Origin of the sequence: Shewanella donghaensis, assembly GCF_007567505.1 — a bacterium.
GTDB classification, from domain to species: domain Bacteria; phylum Pseudomonadota; class Gammaproteobacteria; order Enterobacterales; family Shewanellaceae; genus Shewanella; species Shewanella donghaensis.
Map to the genome: position 1 here is coordinate 1,335,853 of NZ_CP041783.1, position 21,873 is coordinate 1,357,725.

16 protein-coding genes are annotated in these 21,873 nt (G+C 38.8%); 9 read left to right on the plus strand and 7 right to left on the minus strand.

Features of this window, described 5'->3' with window-relative positions; all coding sequences use genetic code 11:
• Nucleotides 1-4 precede the first annotated feature (4 nt).
• Nucleotides 5-3,445 carry a chromosome segregation protein SMC gene (smc, locus tag FPK91_RS05690; protein ID WP_144209212.1) on the minus strand — a complete coding sequence of 1,147 codons (3,441 nt, stop codon included), beginning with the start codon at nucleotides 3,443-3,445 and terminating at the stop codon, nucleotides 5-7.
• Nucleotides 3,446-3,647: 202 nt separating this feature from the next.
• Between smc and cysZ the strand changes: the two genes are divergently transcribed.
• The 3 genes from cysZ to FPK91_RS05705 all read left to right on the plus strand — a co-directional run bounded on the left by cysZ (nucleotide 3,648) and on the right by FPK91_RS05705 (nucleotide 5,560).
• Entirely contained in the window at nucleotides 3,648-4,412 is a 765-nt protein-coding gene (gene cysZ, locus FPK91_RS05695) for a sulfate transporter CysZ (protein WP_144209215.1), read from the plus strand.
• Between the two features lie 366 nt (nucleotides 4,413-4,778).
• Entirely contained in the window at nucleotides 4,779-4,961 is a 183-nt protein-coding gene (locus FPK91_RS05700) for a hypothetical protein (RefSeq protein ID WP_144209218.1), read from the plus strand.
• A 5-nt stretch (nucleotides 4,962-4,966) separates the two neighbouring features.
• The gene (locus FPK91_RS05705; protein ID WP_144209220.1) at nucleotides 4,967-5,560 is read left to right on the plus strand and encodes a hypothetical protein; all 594 of its coding nucleotides are present in this window, start codon (nucleotides 4,967-4,969) and stop codon (nucleotides 5,558-5,560) included.
• A 151-nt stretch (nucleotides 5,561-5,711) separates the two neighbouring features.
• On the opposite strand, the gene FPK91_RS05710 is transcribed toward FPK91_RS05705, so the two are convergent.
• The gene (locus FPK91_RS05710; RefSeq protein ID WP_144209223.1) at nucleotides 5,712-6,218 is read right to left on the minus strand and encodes a hypothetical protein; all 507 of its coding nucleotides are present in this window, start codon (nucleotides 6,216-6,218) and stop codon (nucleotides 5,712-5,714) included.
• Nucleotides 6,219-7,055: 837 nt separating this feature from the next.
• Between FPK91_RS05710 and FPK91_RS05715 the strand changes: the two genes are divergently transcribed.
• From FPK91_RS05715 to FPK91_RS05725, 3 genes are all read left to right on the plus strand, one after another.
• Complete coding sequence (locus tag FPK91_RS05715; protein WP_144209226.1) at nucleotides 7,056-7,916, plus strand: hypothetical protein; 861 nt, start codon at nucleotides 7,056-7,058, stop codon at nucleotides 7,914-7,916.
• 421 nt (nucleotides 7,917-8,337) lie between these two features.
• On the plus strand, nucleotides 8,338-8,862 hold the full coding sequence (locus FPK91_RS21200) for a prepilin-type N-terminal cleavage/methylation domain-containing protein (RefSeq protein WP_144209229.1): 525 nt from the start codon (nucleotides 8,338-8,340) through the stop codon (nucleotides 8,860-8,862).
• 241 nt (nucleotides 8,863-9,103) lie between these two features.
• Complete coding sequence (locus tag FPK91_RS05725) at nucleotides 9,104-10,174, plus strand: lipocalin-like domain-containing protein (protein WP_144209232.1); 1,071 nt, start codon at nucleotides 9,104-9,106, stop codon at nucleotides 10,172-10,174.
• 25 nt (nucleotides 10,175-10,199) lie between these two features.
• On the opposite strand, the gene FPK91_RS05730 is transcribed toward FPK91_RS05725, so the two are convergent.
• A complete protein-coding gene (locus FPK91_RS05730) occupies nucleotides 10,200-11,087 on the minus strand; it encodes a LysR family transcriptional regulator (RefSeq protein ID WP_144209234.1) in 888 nt (295 codons plus the stop codon).
• Nucleotides 11,088-11,450: 363 nt separating this feature from the next.
• A complete protein-coding gene (locus FPK91_RS05735; RefSeq protein WP_144209236.1) occupies nucleotides 11,451-12,092 on the minus strand; it encodes a hypothetical protein in 642 nt (213 codons plus the stop codon).
• A 1,160-nt stretch (nucleotides 12,093-13,252) separates the two neighbouring features.
• Here FPK91_RS05735 and FPK91_RS05740 point away from each other — a divergent pair.
• Nucleotides 13,253-15,619 (plus strand): carbohydrate binding family 9 domain-containing protein, encoded by a 2,367-nt coding sequence (locus FPK91_RS05740; RefSeq protein ID WP_405127340.1) that lies wholly within the window; start codon nucleotides 13,253-13,255, stop codon nucleotides 15,617-15,619.
• 125 nt (nucleotides 15,620-15,744) lie between these two features.
• On the opposite strand, the gene FPK91_RS05745 is transcribed toward FPK91_RS05740, so the two are convergent.
• Nucleotides 15,745-16,980 carry a response regulator gene (locus FPK91_RS05745; protein ID WP_144209239.1) on the minus strand — a complete coding sequence of 412 codons (1,236 nt, stop codon included), beginning with the start codon at nucleotides 16,978-16,980 and terminating at the stop codon, nucleotides 15,745-15,747.
• A 19-nt stretch (nucleotides 16,981-16,999) separates the two neighbouring features.
• Nucleotides 17,000-18,121, minus strand: coding sequence for a beta-ketoacyl-ACP synthase III (locus FPK91_RS05750; RefSeq protein ID WP_144209243.1), 1,122 nt, complete (start codon nucleotides 18,119-18,121; stop codon nucleotides 17,000-17,002).
• A gap of 360 nt (nucleotides 18,122-18,481) precedes the next feature.
• Here FPK91_RS05750 and cysK point away from each other — a divergent pair, with 360 nt between their 5' ends.
• Nucleotides 18,482-19,447: a cysteine synthase A gene (gene cysK / locus FPK91_RS05755; protein ID WP_144209246.1), complete on the plus strand. Its 966-nt coding sequence runs from the start codon at nucleotides 18,482-18,484 to the stop codon at nucleotides 19,445-19,447.
• Nucleotides 19,448-19,600: 153 nt separating this feature from the next.
• Here cysK and FPK91_RS05760 read toward each other — a convergent pair whose 3' ends face one another.
• Nucleotides 19,601-19,885 (minus strand): hypothetical protein, encoded by a 285-nt coding sequence (locus tag FPK91_RS05760; RefSeq protein WP_144209248.1) that lies wholly within the window; start codon nucleotides 19,883-19,885, stop codon nucleotides 19,601-19,603.
• Between the two features lie 699 nt (nucleotides 19,886-20,584).
• On the opposite strand from FPK91_RS05760, the gene FPK91_RS05765 reads away from it, so the two are divergent.
• Nucleotides 20,585-21,661, plus strand: coding sequence for a methyltransferase (locus tag FPK91_RS05765; protein WP_144209251.1), 1,077 nt, complete (start codon nucleotides 20,585-20,587; stop codon nucleotides 21,659-21,661).
• Nucleotides 21,662-21,873 lie beyond the last annotated feature (212 nt).

Genomic DNA, 21,873 nt, shown 5'->3' on the forward strand with positions numbered 1-21,873 from the left:
CTATTTATTCAGCGTCGGCTAATGCCACCGCTTCTTCGATATCTACTGCGACTATACGTGAAACTCCCGGTTCATGCATAGTGACACCAATTAATTGATCAGCCATTTCCATGGTGATTTTATTATGACTTATATATACAAACTGCACACTCTGCGACATCTCTTTCAGTAAACGACAAAATCGTTCAACGTTGGCGTCATCTAAAGGTGCATCGACTTCATCTAGCATACAAAAAGGAGCTGGATTAAGTCTAAATATGGCAAATACTAATGATAAAGCGGTTAACGCTTTTTCTCCACCACTAAGAAGGTGAATCGTACTATTCTTTTTACCCGGTGGTTGCGCCATTATGGTCACACCCGTTTCAAGTAAATCATCATCCGTTAAGGCTAAATAGGCTTTACCGCCGCCAAAAACTTTTGGGAATAGTTTTGATAAATCAGCATTAACCGCATCGTATGTGGTTTTAAACCGAATACGTGTTTCTTTATCAATTTTACGAATCGCTTCTTCAAGTGTACCCAAACCTTTATTTAAATCACTATCTTGGTTATCTAAATAAGCCTTTCGTTCACTTTGTTGTTCAAATTCTTCTATCGCTGCAAGGTTTATGGCGCCAAGATGGCTAATTTGCGCTCTGACTTTATCAAGATTTTTTTGCCATACCACGACTTTAGCCGCTTCAGGTATTTTTGATATTACATCTTGAATATTTATCTGTTGTTCTTCAAGTAACTGGTACTGACCATTGGCCTGACCTTTTAAACCTTCACGACGTAACTTTAACCCGCTGAGCATTTGAGTCAAGTCTTGAAGCCCACCAAGTTGTTGTTTTTGAATCAATAGCGCACTATCAAGCCGAGATTGCAGTTCTGCTTGCTGAGTTCTATTTGAATTGAGCAATTGCTGTTTAGATTGCTGAATGTCTAACTGTGTCGCTAACTGGCTTTGCAGTTGCTGTAACTGCTTATCGCCCAAGTCTTCACTACTTTGTAACTGAGTTCGACGCAGCTGTTTAATTTGTTCAGTGGTGGTTTCAGATTGCAATTTCTGCTGACTGATATTAGCTTGCAACACGGCTGCTTGCGTTTGCAATTTTTGTAATTGTTGCCTGCAGGTATTACTGTTTCGTTCTTGCTGACTGCGCTTGGTTTTATATTCTCGCAGCTGATGGCTAGCGGTTTGCCAATCTTGATTAACTTGCTGTTGCTTCGCCAGTTGTTGCTGATGAGTTTGCTGAGACAATTCAACATCTGCAGTTAAGCGCTCAATCAATTTTTGACCCGACGTGATTTGTACCTGCACCTGTTGCACTTGCTCATTTAAGGTATTTTGACGACGCAGTCTATCTTGTTTTTGTTGCACTAAACTCTTAATTTGCGCATCAAGCTTACTGCAATCTAACTGCAGTTGATGATGTTTAATTTGAGATTGACTAGTTTGCCCATGAGCATCCGCCACGGCTTGAGTCGCTGTGCTTACTTGCTGCTGTAGCTTAATTAACTGTTCATTTAACTGTTCAATTTGATTGAGTAATTGCTGGTATTCATTCTTAAGCGCTAACTCAGACTGTTTACCTTCGGCTTTTTTGAAGACAAAACCATGACCAACAAGATAACCATCTTGAGTGGCAATTAAACCATCAGCGTTAACCTGCTCGAGCTGTTTCTTCGCGCTATCAAGACTAGAGCTCCAAGTGACATTATTAAGCCAAGGCAATAAGTTCACCGCAGCAGACACTTGTTGATTAATCGGTTTTATATCACCTGACGCAAAAAAACCTTCTGCTAAGTCATCAGAGCCGTTCGCATCAAGCTTGATTGAGGCATCAATAACATTAGTGGCTAAAATGCCCTGTAGTAATACATCTACCGCTTTTTCCCAGCCGGGTGTGACTTCAATGCTTTGCCATAATGCTTGATGCTCGGAATCATCCGTAGTCAGCCATTGTTCAATCAACTCGCTTCTTGCCGTTAAAGATGAGAGCAATTGCTTTTGTTGTTGATAATGCTCACCGGAATAAGCCAGCGTTTGTTGTTTGTCTTCTAAGTCATCAGCCAACTGGTGTTTTACTTCATCTTCAAGTTCTAGTTGCTCTTGTAGATCGTTTAGCTGGCTATCCAGTGCCGTGAGTTCTGCATTAGGATCTGACTCGGTATTTCGCTGTTGTTCAGCACTAAGTCCAATTAACTGCTTTTGCTGCTGAGACAGCATTTGTTGTTGATGCTGCAACTTATTCTGGGTTAGCGCCGCTTCCATTTTTGCATTAGCTGCACCGTCCGACAGTACCGACAGATGTTGTTGTAAATCAGCAGCCTTTTCTTCTACATCTTGAAGTTGCTCATCAATAATGCTGAGCTCTTGTTCTGCATCTGCAAGCTCAGGTTTACCTTGTTCTAACGCTAGCGACAACTGTTGTTCTTGCACTGTTAAATCTTGTAATGCATCACTGGAAATTTTCTGTTTACTTACCAACTCTTTTAATTGTAATTCAAGCTGATTATCTTGCTGCTGCTGATGTTTAAGTTGTTGCTCCAACTTAGCGATTTCGGTGCCCGCTTGATAAAACTCGGCAACCAGCTTTTGTTCAGATTCAGATAACTCAGCTAATTGACCTTTAAGCTGGGTCAATGTGAGTTCAGTCGACTCGCCTTCAGCATTGGCTGCAGCCATATTAACGTCAAGTTGCTGGATTTCTTTGGCAATCTTGTCGCTCTGACCGGTAAGTTCCTGATAACGCATAACCAGTAACTGGGCATGAAAGTCTCTTTCTTGTTGCTTAAACTCTCGATATTGCTTTGCCGCCTGTGCTTGTTGCTCAAGCTTTTCAATTTGGCTGCCAAGTTCTAAGCGAATATCGTTAAGGCGTTCAAGGTTTTCACGGGTATGACGAATACGATTCTCAGTTTCGCGGCGGCGTTCTTTATAACGTGAAATACCCGCAGCTTCTTCAATAAACACCCGTAACTCTTGCGGTTTAGATTCGATGAGCCTTGAAATGGTGCCTTGCTCGATAATCGCATAACTGCGTGGACCAAGGCCGGTACCCATAAATAGGTCGGTAATATCTTTACGACGACATTTCTGACCATTTAGAAAATAATTCGAATCACCATCACGACTGACTTGTCTTTTAACCGAGATTTCTTGATAACTGGCATATTGACCGGCAAGTCGGCCGTCCAAGTTTTCAAAGCTCAGTTCAATACTGGCAACAGAAACCGGTTTTCTGGCACTTGAACCGTTAAAAATAACGTCCATCATCGAGTCGCCACGCAAATGCTTGGCAGAGCTTTCGCCTAACACCCAACGAACAGCATCAATGATATTAGACTTTCCACAGCCATTGGGACCAATAACGGCCGTTAATGGTTGATTGAATGGGATTTTGGTGGAGTCAACGAACGACTTAAAGCCAGCAAGTTTTATTTGTTTTAATCGCATTGTGCTTTTAAGTGGTTCCAGTGGGGTTTATTAAAGGTAATTAATGATTAACCAATTGTCTGATATGACACAGTAAGGTACAACTTTACCAATCACGCTGCATTTTGTAACGATTTTTATGGTCTAAACACACTTTAAGGCTTGTTTTCCGTTCAATGCATCATCACAATTGTAATAACTCGTTTTTTCAAGGATGTAATCGATGGCAATTAAACCAATGAAAAGTGGTGTTAATTATTTTATGGATGGTTTTAAGCTCATTAAACAACCAGGGCTAAGGACGTTTGTATTTATACCACTCATGGTCAACTTAGTGCTTTTTTCTACTGTTATCTATTTTGCTGTAGGTAAGCTAGACGAATTATTTGGCTGGATGAACGGGCAGATCCCTGACTACTTAACTTGGTTAAACTTCTTTCTATGGCCACTTGCTGTTGTCAGTTTATTAGTGGTGATGTCTTTTATTTTTAGTTCGGTAATGAACTGGATTGCAGCCCCCTTTAATGGCTTACTTGCCGAAAAAGTTGAAATGCATTTAACCGGTAAGTCACTTAACTCTGGCACTACAATTGATTTAATTAAAGACCTACCCCGAATTATGGGCAGAGAATGGATTAAGTTGAAATACTACTTACCAAGAGCCTTGATATTTTTAGCCCTCTTCATCGTCCCTGTTGTTGGCCAAACTGCAGCGCCCATTCTTTGGTTTTTATTCAGCGCCTGGATGATGGCGATTCAATACTGTGATTTTCCCTTTGATAACCACAAAGTACCATTTGAAGATATGAAGTTTGCTTTGAACCAAACCAAAGGCACCAGCTATACTTTTGGCGCCACAGTGACATTATTTTCAATGATCCCTATCGTTAACTTTATTGTAATGCCTGTGGCTATTTGTGGCGCTACTGCAATGTGGGTTGATAAATACCGCGACGCTTATAAACACCCTGAAATAGCACCAGAGTAATCGTTTGATATTAAACTCAATGAGTTGAGTTAAGTTAAGTTAAGTTAAGTTATCAATGCTAAAGCCTCAACGAAACTGTTGGGGCTTTTTTGTTTTACATATTTGAACTTGAGTAGCTTATTCCTGGACATTTCCAAGCCAGGAATGCGTGTAATACTAAAAACTTTCAAATAACTTTTTCTATATCAAGAGTGTGTTCAACTAAATGTTAGTGGCCAAATTCACTAAGCCACTACATATAGTATCTTGGAATGATATGAGAGCTGCCAGGTCTAGATTACGTTTAGCAGCTTTTGGTATTGATATAGACGCTGCTGACAATGGCGTTTTTTACCTAGATTTGTCAAGAATGCGCCTCATACTAATATGCCAAAAGCTTATCCTCACTCAACAATTCATTCTAATTATTATTATATTAACGTTGAACATTTATTAGTTGATACCATTGTAGAAGGCTTAGGCCGCATAGGGATTATTGATGTGCTTCAAGAAGTTGGTGAAGATTTAAAAGATGGTACGTTTGAAATTAATAAGAGCTTAAGAGGTTAATAGTTGTGACTACATTTGCTAAAGTCTATCGCGTTTTGTTTAACCCAGATGAATTCCTAATACTTAATGAAACAGGGTTTGAGCAAACAATGCAGCTTACTGAAGGTCAAATGATGCTGTTTGATGGACGAGCAAGTATGAGCGAAAACTGGACAACACTTGGTTTGGAGTGGCTCATTGAACTTTATGAAGCACATAGCGGTGTGGCTAAACCTGACATAGCAGCTTTAGGTGCATCAACGTTTGTGGTTCCATTATCAATTGCTTCAATTCTTAAACCTTTCCTTGATAAACATATTGAACTTTTAGAATGTAAGCTTGAAGGTGAAAGTTGGTTTGCCTTAAATATCATTGGCTACGATGACGTATTAGATAATGAGTTAACCATCATTAACATGAGAAATGGTAAGCCAAGTAGAACAAATCGCTTCAAAAGAATGGTATTTAATAAAGAATCAATCACCAACACTACCCTTTTTAGGGCCAAAAATGTCGGTATACGGTATTTCACTACGGATGCTAAGAATAGCTTATATTCACTATCCAAAGAAAATGGATGGCAAGGGCTGTATTTTGAAGAAGTTGAGCTGACCGATTAGTTGCTAGAGCTGACTGCCAATTACATGTTTACCAGACACAGAACTAATACTGTAGTGGCCACAGGTTTAGAGATACTCTAACTCATTTCTGGACAAAAACAAGCTAGGTAAATTCTAAAATAGTGGCCAGTTTTCATTAGTGATTACACTGTTATGAACTAACTTGAGCTTGAGGAGGTTTAACTGGCTTATTGTCCTCTAATATTATTGCTTGTTTTTGAATATTCTCTCCTGAACTCGACACTGGATTTTCACCATCAAGGGTTACCTGCACATAAGGTAAATGAAGTAACCATGAAAAAGCACCAAAGAAAAAGAACATTGGTGCCAAAAACATACATATATCAGTAATAGTTGTATTTAATTCGAGCATTGTATTATTAGTCTTAATAGCTTTTTTAACAGACTCTAATTTTGCGCTAGCAATATCCCATTTAAGTTGTTCGCCAGGACTAAGTATTTTTTGATTTTTGTAATAACTAACTTCAGCCTTTGCAATAGACAGGGTTTCATGCGTTTTATTTTCAAGAACAGCCAAATTGAATAGCTGTGAGATAATTGAAGTAACAAGAAATGCCGCTATTACCACACTTGTTTTGAGAAAAAACCGATGAATATCTTGCTGTGAAAAGACTCTATCATATGTCGTAATTTTCATGTGCACTCCTTAATACATAACAGCTTATTATCCTGCGTCTTGGATACATCCCTGCCATAAATTAATTTACATCCAACATATCAACGTAACTTATTGATGTAAAGCAACTAATACCTAAAACTTGTCGTCCTCTATTTCACCACTCCGCAAAGTTGAGCAAGAACATTTATCGGGTCCATTGTTACTTTACAGGGGAAATTTAAACAACTGAGATGTAAAAATTAAATTTTAAACCTTAAATTTATCGATGTGAATTTCGCTGATTTTTGCTTCGATAATAATGGTGAACAACTAGAAAATCATTATAACTGTGTGTTGATACAGTTGAATTGGTATCTGTAGGAGGTATACCTGAAATTGATTTTATTTAAAGATTTAACGGTAGCTATCACGTAATGGGGCAAAAGCTTCTTAGAGTTAATGTTAAAAACGCTCTAATTCACATCACGATAATTTTGACTAAAATAGGAAAGGCTAGCTAAGGTTAGCCTTCAAATAAATGGTTAATTTAACTAAGTCACTACATATCGTATATAAACTTAAAATCAATTCAATGTATATTGTTAGATAATACCTACTTAAATAATTGTTTTAATTTTAACTATTAAGTTGATTTGTAGATGTTCTTATTTATAGACCACCAACATGGGCTTAAAAATCACATAGCGACGCCTAAATAACACACATATCAATATAAATGACTCAGCATGGGGTATAAAGCCAATAGAAGGGAGTAGTCTATGTTTGAAGTTCAGATAAATTTACATTGTAAGGTATTTAACTTGATCTAATACAACCTTATAATGCAAATGATTATTATTACACAAGGAGAGGTTTATGAATTTTAATCGATTATTAATGAAAGTTTGTTTTATAGCTTGTATGATTTTTAGTGCAAATATCTATGCTAATAATTATGTTGAATGTTACGATTGTTCTTCAGAGGAAATGAAATCTGTTGCGTTAACTTGGGCAAAAAATAATATCTCTGATTCAGAAGCAAGAAATAACGTTCGAAAGGACGTACATTTAATCAATATACTCGATAACAATGTTGAAAGTTATCAAGTCCATTTACAGCTTGTTCAAGTTCCCCCACCTTTATCTAGCACTATGCTTCCTTTTGGTGAGAAAATATATACACCAATCGAGGTTTCTAGATTATTAGTCGATTTAGAAAGTGCAAGGAGTCAACTTTTAAATGCTGGTCGTAACTTAACTGTGCCGACTTCAGTAGTATCTGATGCTTGGCAATTTACTAATTGCGCTTTCTGTGAAAATAATGTCGATAGCTTTCTAAACAGTAGTCTTTCAGGAGAAATTTTAACTGTTCAATTGACTATTACTGCAATTGCAAAAACTTTTGGGTTAATTGAAACAGGTATTCCAGACACCTTTAGAATAGAACTCGAAGCTGGAGGTTTTTTAGAACTGTTAATCACAATAAATAATGAACCTGCAACACTGAAAGTAGTAGTAACCAAGGCTGTAGATCAAGATAATAATACAGTTCCTTTCAGTGCAGATAAACTTAGGAACTTAATTATTCAAATTTCTTCAGTTAATAGAGCTAGTAATATTGACTCTTTTCTAAACAACTTTAACTTGGCAATTCCTCATATGATGGGGGTAGTAACGATAAACGATTGCCCATCAATAGTTGATGAGGATGAAATACCGAGACCATGCAGTAAATAACTTATGAAGCGAGTAATGTCAGCTCAGTTTTTTAAATGATGGAAGAATATTTATTCCATCAAATTATGACTTACACGGCATAAGTAGTTCCCTGAAGTGTAGTGACCAATAAATTTGGCCGCTTCACTTCAAGGAATGAAAGCCCCCCCCCATCTATAAAACCCTCTTTATCAGCAGATTGAAGTGGCATAGTTATTCTGGCCTGTGCTTTGTATGTTTTCAAGTAAACAAACTGTGGCATGTATTAGATCTAATTATGCTTATAACAATAGATTGAAACTCGTTTTGGGGCAGAAATGTGTTGGCCAAGCTAACTTGAAAATGGACAAAAATGCCTTAAGGTAATTATTCTATGTTGCTCCCCCCTAATAACAATGTGTTATAACTAACTCGGTAGTTATGAAAAGGAGTAAGACATAGCATGCGAAGAAATCAAGGATTCTCACTGATAGAACTTGTAGTCGTTATCGTCATACTTGGCGTGATTGCAGTTATTGCTGCACCACGATTTGTCAATCTTAGTAAGGATGCCAAAGCCAATACCATGCTCAGTGTAGGGGCAGCAATGGAGTCAGCATTAGCCCTTCTGCACAGTAAGGCGGTAATCGAAGGACAAAATATCGGCGAAGACGAAATCACCATCAGCGGAGTACAAGTACCTCTTTTAGCGGGTTATCCATCGGTGGACGGTGGTGATTCCTTTGAGCAAATTAATGCTCAAGTGCAAGTGTGGTTCAATATCGAGTCCGTCGGTAAAAACGTCATTGTGGCAAATCCTAGTGCAGCTCCCTTCTTCATCGATAAGGCGTCTGGTCTCAACCAAATTTACATTTTCTTTAGCGGCGCCCCTACTACTGGCAATCGTACTGAGTACGGTTGTCAGGTGCGTTATCAAAACCTTCTGGATGAAGGCCCATCTGTTCGCGTGCTAACCAATGAATGCTAATCCGGCAATTAATTTCACATAAAAAAAGGCTGTCACATTAAACTTATATTTTAGCGTTATGGTGAATTTGGACAAAAGCGAGTTAATAACGCCTACTAAATAAGGGGAAGATCAGTTTCACTATCTTATCAATAAATGAGAAAGTCATTCCTATTTTATCCTATTTATCTCCACGCCTTAGTTAGTAATACTTAAGTCACTTAAACACACTAACAACTAACAACTAACTAAAGGTAACCCCATGAAAATTCAAAATCCAATGCCTTACGACTTTAAAAACTGGTCACGCGGAGATGCAGTTGAAGAGTGGGGTCCACACAAACCTCAAGACCCTTGGTTCTTAGAGTGGAGATGGTACACTGGTAACCTCGTAGGTGCAGATGGTTCGCGTTACTTCCTATACCTCATATTCCAACCTGGTGGCCATGGTTTTTATGATCCAATCAATGCTGAAACTGGCAAGAACTATAGTAAAGACAAACCGCTCACTTCAGTCTTTTATCGTTTAACCAACGTAGATTCAGGCGAAACCGTTTTCTACCACCAAGAGTACACGGATGCATCATACGAAGAGTTATACGATATCGACACTAAAACATGGCGATATCAAGGCGAAAAATTCTCCGCATCTCTGAGTTGGGATGGTGACAAAATGGAATTATCAGCACAAGATGAAACAGGGCTTATCGAGCTGAGCGCTACTGGTGAGGCTCGTTGGTACAACGATCCTGCTCTCGACCAAGAAGGATTCATGCGTGAGGGTGCAGGTTATACTTTATATTACTCTTGTCCTAACATGCCTTCTCACGGACGCTATGTTAAAAATAGTGACACAAAACAAACCATAGTTGAATTAGATGGGCGTGGATGGTTAGATAATCAGGTTTGTGATCTGGTTGACCCGAGTTCAATCAAATGGGAATGGACCGGATTATTGTTTGCCGATGGCGACAGGATAAACCTATATAACTTCTTCCACGATGACTTACAGATGTGTACTTGGTTTAAAGCCGATGGTACAAGAGAACAAACAGATGTAGGTTTTGTTCAAAAACAAAACGGTTATACAAAACTAGAATCGGGTATTTGGGTGTCTTATGGCTGGGATTTTGAAATTCCGGTTAAAGGCAAAAAATACCGTGTTGAACCATGCTGTCCTAATCTAATGCCAGCAATGGGCAAACCTGGTGGCATGCTTGAGACTATCGGTAAATTATTTGATGAAGAGGGAAATCAAGTAGGTTGGGCAACAACCGAATCGATGGACGTGCAAGAGCTTGATAATGGACCAGGAGGCAGTCGTCAGCTTTAGTTAGGAAACGAAACAACCAGCTAGTTTAGCTGGTTGTTGCTTTTTGGGCTGAGTCTGCAAGAAAGTCGATTAATGCTTTTACAGCATTTGATTGGTATTTAACCGTTGGATAAATTAACCAAATATCATAATGCATTTTCTTATTAGTACTTAAAAGACTAATAAGGTTGCCAGAAATAATATCATCTTTACAAAGCACCCTAGGTAACAAAGCAACGCCTTGCCCCAATAACGACGCTTGATGAATCAAGCTGATATCATTAGAAATAAAATTACCTTTGATACCATTTAACTTCTCATCTTTACTAAATGTCCAGGTTGATTCAACAACATTATTTGAGTCTCGAAAGCGCAAACAGTTGTGCTCATTAAGATCTTCTAGACAGCTAGGTGTACCATAACTCTGTAAATACTCTGGTGATGCAACAAGTTCTGTCACTATCGTTCTAGCCTTTCGACACTTTAAGTTTGAGTCCTGTTGTTCGCCCACTTTTATGGCCAAATCAATACCATGTTTGATTAAGCAAATGTTCTGACTTTCAATCACTAAATCCAATAGAATATCTGGATGCATTAACTGAAACTGATGGAAATAAGGAATAAGAGGCTTCGCAGCCGGAAGAAGTTGTACTCTAATCTCCCCCTCTAATGCAGTTTGATTATAATGCATTTCTTCTAATGTATTATCCAAGTCTGCACATATCAATTTAGTACGTCGGTAAAAGATGAGCCCTGCTTTCGAAGGCGTTACAGAACGAGTAGAACGTGTTAATAGCGTGAGGGATAACTCTTTTTCAAGTAGGATTATTTTTCGGCTAACGGTCGCCGTCGGTAGATCTAAACTTTTTGCAGCCGCAGTAAATCCCCCGCTCTCAACAACACTATGAAAAATCTGAAAATCATTAATATTCAATATGGAACCCTCTGAATTGAACCGTGATAAGTTGATCTAAAACATACTAATTATCACTTGAGGCTACGCGTAAAAATTAAGTAATAGTGCAAAGAAATAATTGCATAGAAAGCATTAGTTGTCGAAAATAATTTTTCATTCAAATCTCAATTTTTGTGGTAGAGCGAGTCTGACAATTCTATTAGAGGTGAAATTACATTTTTGAAGGTAAATGTCACAGGCTTTACCTCGAGATATATCCATTTTTAACACGTTTTGAGGCAATTTCGAGTTGTCTTTGCTAATTGAGTAAAGCATGAATTAACTTTTAACGAAGCGGAACCAAGTCAACAGTTATTAAGTCCACTTAACTTAGCTTCCTTGTCATACGCGGCCAATATACGGAGAAATATCAATGATATCCACAGACCCTTTATGAATCTCATAGTAATCTCTTGTTACTTTAATCGCTGACCCATACTTATCTGATATACCTTTGTATATTGCTGGTTGCTTTGATAGCACGCTAGTTAAGGATCTTCCTCCATTCAAGAATTTCAGTGGATAATGAGTGCCTACTACGTAGAGGTTTTTAACCTTTTCAGTGTCATATTCCGCGAGTTCATAAAAATCTTTGAATAACCCATTCTGCCGTATTGACTCAGCTCCACCTTTCCAATCGATAAACTTGAATTCAGCTACTTGATAGTTAGTTTCGAGATCAAATTTTCGACCAGTATTACCTGCTCCTAAAGAAACACTTTGAACAACTTCCCCTTTTTGCAGAATATCTTTAAGTGAGTGCAATATTCCTGAGGCATGAATAATAACATTGATCTCTCCCGCGACTTTTTTTACAGCCAAGGCTGAAGCAACAAAGTCATCATCAATTTTTTTTTCAGAGCAATACTCTAATGAGTCGACAGCGCTAGAGCCGATAATGTCTTCTTCCAAGCGAGAAAGACTTTCAGTGAGAGAATCTCCTTGGAATTTATTAATTGCTTCAATTGCACTTTCAATGCTCATTAGTACCCTTACGCATAATGATGTTAATCCGTATGTATATCCACATTACTAGTATTACGAAAAGTAAGTCAAATGATGCTTTGGTGAAATGTGTGTTCAATCGGTCGAAACACACAATGGGGCAAAAACGTGTTACGACCACCAACTTTATACTTCAGTTATATTGGGTCTTTTTTAGTAGTCCATCACTTCAATCTAACCCATTGCCTGCCGCAGGTGCTGTAGAGGATATACGAATGTCGCGATCACATGGTCAATGATGTTCCCGACATCATAATGACATTTTCCACATCCCTATGGGTCAGATGTGAAAGAGCGACCTTTTGTGCAAGCACGACTGTGACACGCAGGACTCTTTATATAAATCAAAAGGTCCCTGAAAGCTCGGCCATGACAAATAACATCCATGTTAAACGGCCAGTTCAGCATCCATGCCTCTCGCTCAGAACGTTTCACACTGTGAAACTTCGCCATGTCATGGACGGTCACAGCCGCGCTTACACTGGGGATTTCATATCTTCGATTTAACTTCATCAGTAACAAAATTTATAAGCGTGCGTGCGCAATTTGAATTGAGGACGTTAAAGAAAATAGCGTGATGCTTACATGGATGTGAGCATAGCTTTCGCGGTGCATGGATGCCCCATCGGAAGCGTTAGCATTTTTGAATAAGTCTGAAGTTAGCAATAAACGTAGTTAAAAGCGGGATCAATCCCCATCGAAAATCATGCGTTTTTCAGCATTTTTCGTTGGGGGGCTGAGGGATTGTTAAGGGGGACAAGCAGTTTCCCCCTTGGCTCTGGTGTGGGTGAAGCGCCACGACGTTAATCCAAACGAAGTTTGGAAATGCTGTGTGAAATCCTGAGTTCTAAATCTGACGCAAACTAATCGCCACAACTTTGACTTGTTCAATAACGCAAACCAGATTTGGGGCAAAAATGATTTAGGCCCCTAATCCATTCCTAGACAGAACCAGTTAAAACAAAGATACATAACGAATAGAACACAAAATGACCCTTCACTACACGCTTAAGTAAATCACCTATTCTCCTCAAAAAACTCAGTAACAATTTGAAACTAAATCACTACAAATAATTAACGACATCAAAGTGGCTTTCTGACACAATTACTCAAACTAACAATGAGTTACTGATGACATCGTGATTAAATCTTCAAAGCCCTTATCTTTTGCTCGTGCAATAGCCTGCTGTTCAGCCTTATTAGGCGCAGTAATCACTCACTTTGCTGTTGCTGGAGAAGCTGCACAATTTAATGTGTCGATTCCAACACTTGCAGCGCCTGCTGAAATTGATGGCAATTTAAATGACCCACAATGGCAACAAGCTGCAACCATGCAACTTAAATATGAGACCTCCCCCGGTGAGAATATTGCCGCCCCGGTAACGACTGACGCTAAGATTTTTGCCACCGAAACCAGTCTTTTTGTTGCTTTTATTGCTAATGACCCAAATCCTGAAAAAATCCGCAGTAATTTACGCGACCGAGATAATTCATGGGGCGATGACCAAGTGGGTATTAAGCTTGATACCTTTAATAATGCCCGCTTAGCGTACCAATTCTTTATTAACCCTTATGGCGTTCAAAATGACTCAATTGAGAATGAGCTCACCGGTGAAGAAAGCGATGCTTGGGATGGTATTTGGTATGGCAGCGGTAAAATCACCGAGCAAGGCTACCAAGTTGAAATGGAGTTACCGTTAAGGTTATTCAATTTTGATGACAACAAAGATATTCAAACCTGGGGTATTGAGCTCATCCGCTTCTACCCACGCAACGAAACTCATCGTATTTCAACGCATAAGATTGACCGTAACGTAGCCTGTCAACTTTGTCAGCTAGGGACCGCTACGGGTCTTGCGAATGCCAAACAAGGTCAAGATATACAAATAACCCCTTCCGTTGTTGCTGCTAGAAGTAGTCAGCGAGATCTTAACCCAAACCAACCTTGGGAAGATGATGACAATGTTGAAGCGGGGTTAGATTTACGCTGGGGGATAACCCCAACAACACTATTGAATGCCACTATCAATCCAGACTTTTCCCAAGTTGAAGCAGATTCTGGTCAATTAGATGTGAACAATACCTTTGCGCTTTTTTATCCTGAAAAACGTGCATTCTTTTTAGATAACAAAGATTACTTTGATACCCAATTAAGCTTGCTGCACACCCGCAATATTGGTTCGCCAGATTATGGCGTCAAACTGACCAGTAAAACCGATGATCACACCCTTGCTATTTTAGCGGCAAATGATGAGAGCACTCAATTTTTAACCCCTGGTAATTTAAGCTCAGATATTGCCACTATTGATGAAGAAAGCTATAACTTTGCAGCAAGATATCGTTTTGATCCCAATAAAGACCTCTCTTTTGGTGGCTTGATTACGGCAAAGACGGCTGAGAATTATCATAACTATGTCGCTAGTGCAGACGTTAAATATCAACCAACAGAGCAAGATACTTTTACTGCTCAGTATGTGTTTTCTGATACTGAATACCCTGATGACTTATATCAGCAATTTTGTCGCGGTGATGATTGCAGTACACCACCTGAAAGCTGTGAATTAGGCAACTGTGATTATAACGAAAGGGTTATTCGTACTAACAAAGATGATAGCTTTTCTGACACTATGTATCGCTTGAGCTACGACCATGAACGCCGCAACTGGCGCGCATTTAGTCGTTACGAGTCAGTTGGTGAAGACTTTAGAGCTGACTTAGGTTTTATCGACAGAGTTGATGCCAGTAAGTTTGTGGTTGGTGGTAGCTATGTTTGGTACCCAACAGATAGCTTTTTTAATAAAATAAAATTAGGTGGTGATTGGGATATTACCCATAACCAAAATAATGAAAAAATTGAACAAGAAGCTGAAATGTCCATTGGATTGGATGGTGGCTTACAAAGTTATATTGCCACCGGCTTCGTCCATAAAGACCGAGTAGGCCGCAGACTTGATGGTTCATCTTTGGCCATTGATGGCAATACCACTATGTACCAGATTGATTTAGGCTGGTTCTATACCAACTTCACCCCGCTACAGAATCTTAAACTGGAATTGGATGTTAACTACGGTGACGACATTGATTATGCCAATGACCGACCTGGCACAGTAACCATGTTTAATCCTGCGGTGGAGTGGAAGGTTACCGAGTCAATCATCTTAGATGTAAACCATAAATATCAAACACTGGATATCAATGAAGGCACACTGTTTACCGCCAACTTAACCGATTTACGTCTAAACTGGCAGATAACCCTAAACAGTTTTCTTCGCTTAACCAGTGTTTACACGGATATTGAACGCGATCCTAGCCTATACAAGTATCAGTCTCCTAACGAGCAAAGTCAGAACTTGGGTAACGAAATTTTATATGGCTACAAGTTAAACCCACAAAGCGTATTTTATCTTGGTTATTCTGATGGCTTGATTTCAACTGATGAAATTGACTCGCTAACCCAAAAAGATAAGACCTACTTTATGAAAGTTAGCTATGCCTGGTTACTGTAAGCTATTGAGTTTACAAATGGCGTAAACCCTACCACCACAAACAAAAAAGCCTGCAATTGCAGGCTTTTTAGTTGTGTCACTACATGAGTCACTTACATGAGGCAGTTATTTAAATAACATCGTAGCTAATCAAAAATGACTTTATTTCTGCCCTGCTCTTTGGCTTGATATAAGCCTAAATCAGCACGGTGCAATAAGTTGTCAACATTCAAATCTGTGCTTTCAACATGTGCGATACCACAGCTAAATTGCACATTGAGCTCACCAGCTTGTGTTTTAAAGGGAGTCATTTCAACTTGCTGTCTGAATTTGTCCATCATGGTATAGGCTTTATGGCCATCGAGCCCTTTAAAGGCCACGACAAACTCTTCACCGCCAAATCTTGCCACAGTAAAATGCTGATCAAAAGCAGCTTTTAACCGACTCGCGAACTCAAATAACACTTCGTCACCCACATCATGACCATAAGTGTCGTTAACGTTTTTGAAAAAATCGATATCAATCAGTCCCACTGAAAATTGACCTGAGTCAGGGACATCTGAACTGTGCTTGTTAAAGAAGTAACGTCTAGTATAGGTTTTAGTGAGGTAATCTCGATTGGCTTTTTCCCATAATTTGCGGATCATATCTAACGAATCAAGCGTGTTGAGCACCCGACAATGAAACTCTTCATGCACAAATGGTTTTTGTAAAAAGTCATTTGCCCCATTCTTAATAAAGCGAGCAGATAGGCTTTCATCAGTATCATTAGACAGACCAATAATCGCTAAATCTTCACGGCTAAAGCTTTCTCTGACTTTCAGAATAAGCTCAAACCCGTCAACATTAGGCATGTTGTAATCAGTGATTAATAACTGGATATCGGGTGTGGCATTTAAAATAGTGATGGCTTCGGCGCCATCATTGGCTTCAAGCACCTGAAATAACTGCTGTTCGAGTAATAAACGAACGAACTTACGGCTGACAACGGAATCATCAGCCACTAGCACTTTTACATTCTGATTTTTTTGTAATCGGCCAATTAATTTAGCGACATACTCGTAGCTAAAGCGATTCTCTTTGAGTACATAATCAACAATACCCAATTTGAGTAATTTTTTGCGCTGATGAGAATCAAGGCTTTCGGATAATAAAATACAGGGGGTTTGATATGACTTCATCACCAACTGGGCAATTTCGCCATCTGGTGCATCAGGAAGATTTAAATCCGCTACCACAACAAAGTAGCGGTTATTCTCAAGTAACGTGTTCGCCGAAGCTAAATCAAGCGCGATTTCTACTTCACAATGTAATTCTTGTATCAGTAAATGGCGCAAAACCTTTGATACAGCTTCGTTATCTTCAACGATCAAAATACGCAAATTGTGTCACCTTCCAAAATCATGTTTTCTCTAAAATAATGCTCCCTACGGAGTAGCCAGCACCAAATGAGCAAAGTAAGCCTAAATCACCGCTTTTAAAGTCGTTGTTATATTTATGAAAAGCGATAATTGAACCCGCTGAAGCGGTATTAGCATATTCATCTAATACTATAGGTGCCTTCATATCTATAACATTATCACCGAGAAGTTTACGAACTACAAACATATTCATATTTATATTCGCTTGGTGAAGCCATAAGCGCTTAAATTCATCGGGTTGAATTTGTTCTTTAATCAATTGTTTGTCTAAATGTTGATAAATCATCGGCAGTAATTCTTTAAAGACTTTGCGGCCTTGTTGGTGGAATAACTTATCGCTGTTATCTGAATTATCTGGGTCGCAGCGATTAATATGACCAAAGTTACTGCGAATGTTATTAGAATAATCCGTAAAGCATTGACTTGATAACACATTAAATGCGTATTCTGAATGCGCATTAGCGGCTTTTTCTACGACGACCGCTGTCGCTACATCTCCGAAAATAAAGTGGCTGTCTCGATCACGATAGTTAACTTGAGGCGAACAAATTTCAGGATTAATGACTAATACCCGTGACGCGGTACCTGCCTGCACGGCATTAATCGCATTAACAATAGCAAATGTTGCCGATGAACAGGCTACCAGCATGTCGTAGGCAAAGCCCTTTGTGCCCATGGCTTGTTGAATTTCAATGGCTATGGCTGGGTATGAACGTTGAGTATAGGCACAAGCAACAATCACTAAGTCGATATCTTCAGCAGATAACTTAGCTTGATTTAGGGCTTGTTCTGCGGCTTTGATACCTATGTCAGCCTGCATAGATAGTGAATCAGACGGCGTATCCTTAATAAGTGGCATCATGATAGTGGGGTCTAGAATGCCTTCTTTTACCATCACATAACGACTTTTAATCCCTGATGCTTTTTCTATAAACTCAGCAGATGAATGAGACAAGGCTTCAAGTTCACCTTGGTCAATTGAGGCTTTATGTTCTTTATTATATAGATCGACATAAGCATTAAAGCTTTCAACCAACTCTTCATTACTAATGCTATGAGGTGGGGTGTAAAGCCCACTTCCTGAGATAACTACTTTATTCATGTTATTTCTGCCATCTAGAGAATTTGGGAGTAACAACGTCTTCTTTAACCTAATTTATTAAGGATATTATTTAGATAGGTCATGTTTTCACGTAGAAGAAATCGCACTGATAAACCAGTCTATTACCTTATGATCCTTTCGCTAAGCAATAATTGTCAATTTGTTAAAGGTCTGACCATCTAAATACATAAGAGTGTGCTTAACTAATGCTCTTTAGTAAATGATTGTTAATTAAGAAGATGCTTTATTATTATAGTAGAGTTTGCTTTAATAACTAAAAGGAATAACGAATAACAAACTGTCACTGTTAAAGCCCCCTAAACAGATTATCATTAGAGTATGCAAACAAGGAGCTAAACCATGAGCAACATTTACGAAGACAATTCATACACGCTAGGTAATACCCCACTAGTGCGCCTTAACCGAGTAAGCAATGGTCGAGTGCTAGCTAAAATAGAAGCACGTAACCCAAGTTTCAGTGTTAAGTGTCGTATTGGCGCTAACATGATTTGGGATGCTGAAAAGAAAGGCACTCTGAAAGCTGGCGTAGAATTAGTTGAGCCAACATCTGGTAACACAGGTATTGCACTTGCTTATGTTGCTGCAGCTCGCGGTTACAAACTAACCCTGACTATGCCAAATACAATGAGCCTTGAGCGTCGTAAACTTCTAAAAGCATTAGGTGCAAACCTGGTGTTAACTGAAGGCGCTAAAGGCATGAAAGGTGCAATTGATAAAGCTGAAGAAATTCGCTTATCAGATACTGAAAAATATTTGGTATTAGGCCAATTCAGTAACCCTGCTAACCCAGAAATCCATGAAAAAACTACCGGTCCTGAAATTTGGAATGATACAGACGGTGAAGTTGATGTGTTCGTAGCGGGTGTAGGTACTGGTGGTACTATTACAGGTGTTAGCCGTTACTTAAAAAGTATGAACAAAGATGTGGTATCTGTCGCTGTTGAGCCAGTTGATTCTCAAGTGATTGCGCAAGCAAAATCAGGTCAACCACTTCAGCCTGGACCACATAAGATCCAAGGTATTGGTGCTGGTTTCATCCCTGGTAACCTAGATTTAGATGTTGTCGATCTTGTTCAAGCTGTTAGCAATGAAGATGCGATTGAAATGTCTCGTCGCTTAATGAAAGAAGAAGGTATCTTAGTGGGTATTTCTTCAGGCGCTGCAGTTGTTGCTGCTAACCGTATTGCTGAATTACCAGAATTTGAAGGCAAGAACATTGTCGTCATCCTACCTTCTGCAGCAGAGCGTTATTTATCATCAGCGCTATTTGCTGGCGAATTTAGCGAAAGCGAAAACGTACAGTAAGGTTTAAAACAGGTCTATTGGGTTTGTATTAGCTTTAACTGCCTAGCCTTAAAATAGATGCAAAAATGCCCAGCATTTGCTGGGCATTTTTATCTTTGTATTTTATCAATACTGTTTTGTCAAAATCGTACCATGTCGTTACATGATGCTTGATTACGCTTTTACAGTCACAGTCTCTTGTTCTGTCACTGTCATCGCATCTGCACGCTCAATAATTTTAACTAAAATTGACTGAATTGTTTCATCTTTGCGCGCATCAGTTTCACAAGCAAATTTTTGTTCTTGTGGTTCAGCACCCTCTTCCAAGGTAAAAGTAATAACCACTTCATTGGCACTGTCAGCAGTTTGACCAAAATATTCGAGCGCGACTAACGGATATCCTTTAAAACCTTTCTTAACTAACTTGGCGATACGTTTTTTGGCTTTATCCACATTCATAAAAGAATCCTTGTGGTTAATAAAACTTAAAATGACGGCTTTGCGCACTACGTTTCAGGAGTAAATCCAATGACGATTAACGTTGCACAAAACAAATAACACACTGAATTCGCACTATAGCAGGTTAATGAGTTCAATCCATGCAGTTTCTAATCCAGTAAATGATTTACCCGTAACTGATTTAATACCAGCCCCTTGATAAATTCTAAGGTACTCGTCTAAGCCGTAACAATCGATTAGAAACTGTATAAAAAGCCTTCTTTTAAATATGTCAAACTATGACCCATTCTCGTTGTAGAATTATGCCTTACTTTCTCAACCTCAATAAGCGGAACGAAACCTTCATTCTTTGTAGTTGCGATGACAACTACTTTATATAAGTCCAGGCCATAATTAAGAAACACACTGCTGTTGCCGAATCGATGCTCTAAAAAAACGGCTAAACTATCATAGTTAAAGCCGACCACTTGATACTCAGGATAGAACCGTATACTAACTAGATGTTAACAGTAAGTTAGCGCGTCATATTTACTATAAGCTATTGATGTAAAGATTTATAAAATAAAATCATTACAAAATTAGAGTTATGTTTATATCCACTAATTACGCCAACATATAGAACTAGATCAAACTCTTATTCATGCAACTTTGTTAGTATCCCAACACTTTTTTCCATGCTGCTAGAGCAACACTTATTCTATGTCATTCTATCAATCACCAAAGAAAATCTCGGCTTACGAAGCAAAATTCGAAGCTCAAAAAATTGCTTTTGCCCCCGTGAGTTTTCAGGTGGCTCGATGCTTAAGTCAATTTGGCCTTTTATTACAGATAGATAAGGCGGGTGAACAAGGCATACATCTAGAACAGTTAACTCAATTGAATGATTTATCGGAGTATGCGATTCATGTTCTGCTTGATATGGGACTAAGTATGGGCTTACTTTGGTGTAAAGATGAACATTATCATTTAGATAAAACTGGCCACTTCCTATTGCACGATGACATGGCCTCTAAGAATTTAAACTTTATCCATGATGTATGCTATCAAGGGTTGTTCGAACTTGAAGCGTCATTAAAGAATGGGAAAGCTGAAGGGTTAAAACATCTTGGCGACTGGGAGACTATCTACCCAGGGTTAAGTCAATTACCCGAACAAGTTAAGAAAAGTTGGTTTGAATTCGATCATTACTATTCAGATCATGCTTTTGAAAGCTTATTGCCATTAATTTTTCGTTCAAATCCAAAACATATCGTCGATGTCGGCGGTAATACCGGTAAATGGGCATTTGCCTGTACAAGCTATAACGACAGTGTGAATGTCACCATAATGGACTTACCGGGGCAGCTTAATGTCGCGATGAAAAATGCTAAACTTCATAATGTGTCTGACCGTGTTCACCCACTGGAAACTGATTTACTTGATAGTAACAAACCTTTCTATCAACAAGCTGATTTATATTGGATGAGCCAGTTTCTAGATTGCTTTTCAAAAGCACAGATCGTAACGATACTAAAAAGAGCTTCAGCAGCGATGCGTCTTGATAGTGAATTATGCATCCTAGAAACATACTGGGACAGACAGCCTTATGAGGCTGGGGCATATTGCGTCAATGCAACGTCATTATATTTTACGGCTATTGCCAATGGTAATAGCCGTATGTATCACAGTAAAGATATGCTAAAGATGATTAGTGAAGCAGGGCTCTATGTCGATGAAGATGTCGATAATATTGGTTTAGGGCACACGCTTCTTCGCTGTAAAAAGAAGCCTAATTAGGCTAAATTATTAACGAAATAGCCGACTCACCATTGGCTATTTCCATAAATACAAAATTTCTAGCACCACTTTCTTAATATAAAGCCCACCAAACAACCACAGTTTTCATCAAACCTTCTAGTTCATTCGAACCTTCCGTTAATTTATTGTTTAAATCGCAACAACACTAAAAAGTGATTAACCTCACAAACTCAAACATACAACAAACATTG

What these genes read in the sequence shown, in the direction of transcription:
- smc (WP_144209212.1), bottom strand. Translation starts at nt 3,445, where the DNA reads ATGCGATTAAAACAAATAAAACTTGCTGGCTTTAAGTCGTTCGTTGAC.
- cysZ (WP_144209215.1), top strand. Translation starts at nt 3,648, where the DNA reads ATGGCAATTAAACCAATGAAAAGTGGTGTTAATTATTTTATGGATGGT.
- FPK91_RS05700 (WP_144209218.1), top strand. Translation starts at nt 4,779, where the DNA reads ATGCCAAAAGCTTATCCTCACTCAACAATTCATTCTAATTATTATTAT.
- FPK91_RS05710 (WP_144209223.1), bottom strand. Translation starts at nt 6,218, where the DNA reads ATGAAAATTACGACATATGATAGAGTCTTTTCACAGCAAGATATTCAT.
- FPK91_RS05715 (WP_144209226.1), top strand. Translation starts at nt 7,056, where the DNA reads ATGAATTTTAATCGATTATTAATGAAAGTTTGTTTTATAGCTTGTATG.
- FPK91_RS21200 (WP_144209229.1), top strand. Translation starts at nt 8,338, where the DNA reads ATGCGAAGAAATCAAGGATTCTCACTGATAGAACTTGTAGTCGTTATC.
- FPK91_RS05725 (WP_144209232.1), top strand. Translation starts at nt 9,104, where the DNA reads ATGAAAATTCAAAATCCAATGCCTTACGACTTTAAAAACTGGTCACGC.
- FPK91_RS05735 (WP_144209236.1), bottom strand. Translation starts at nt 12,092, where the DNA reads ATGAGCATTGAAAGTGCAATTGAAGCAATTAATAAATTCCAAGGAGAT.
- FPK91_RS05750 (WP_144209243.1), bottom strand. Translation starts at nt 18,121, where the DNA reads ATGAATAAAGTAGTTATCTCAGGAAGTGGGCTTTACACCCCACCTCAT.
- cysK (WP_144209246.1), top strand. Translation starts at nt 18,482, where the DNA reads ATGAGCAACATTTACGAAGACAATTCATACACGCTAGGTAATACCCCA.
- FPK91_RS05760 (WP_144209248.1), bottom strand. Translation starts at nt 19,885, where the DNA reads ATGAATGTGGATAAAGCCAAAAAACGTATCGCCAAGTTAGTTAAGAAA.
- FPK91_RS05765 (WP_144209251.1), top strand. Translation starts at nt 20,585, where the DNA reads ATGTCATTCTATCAATCACCAAAGAAAATCTCGGCTTACGAAGCAAAA.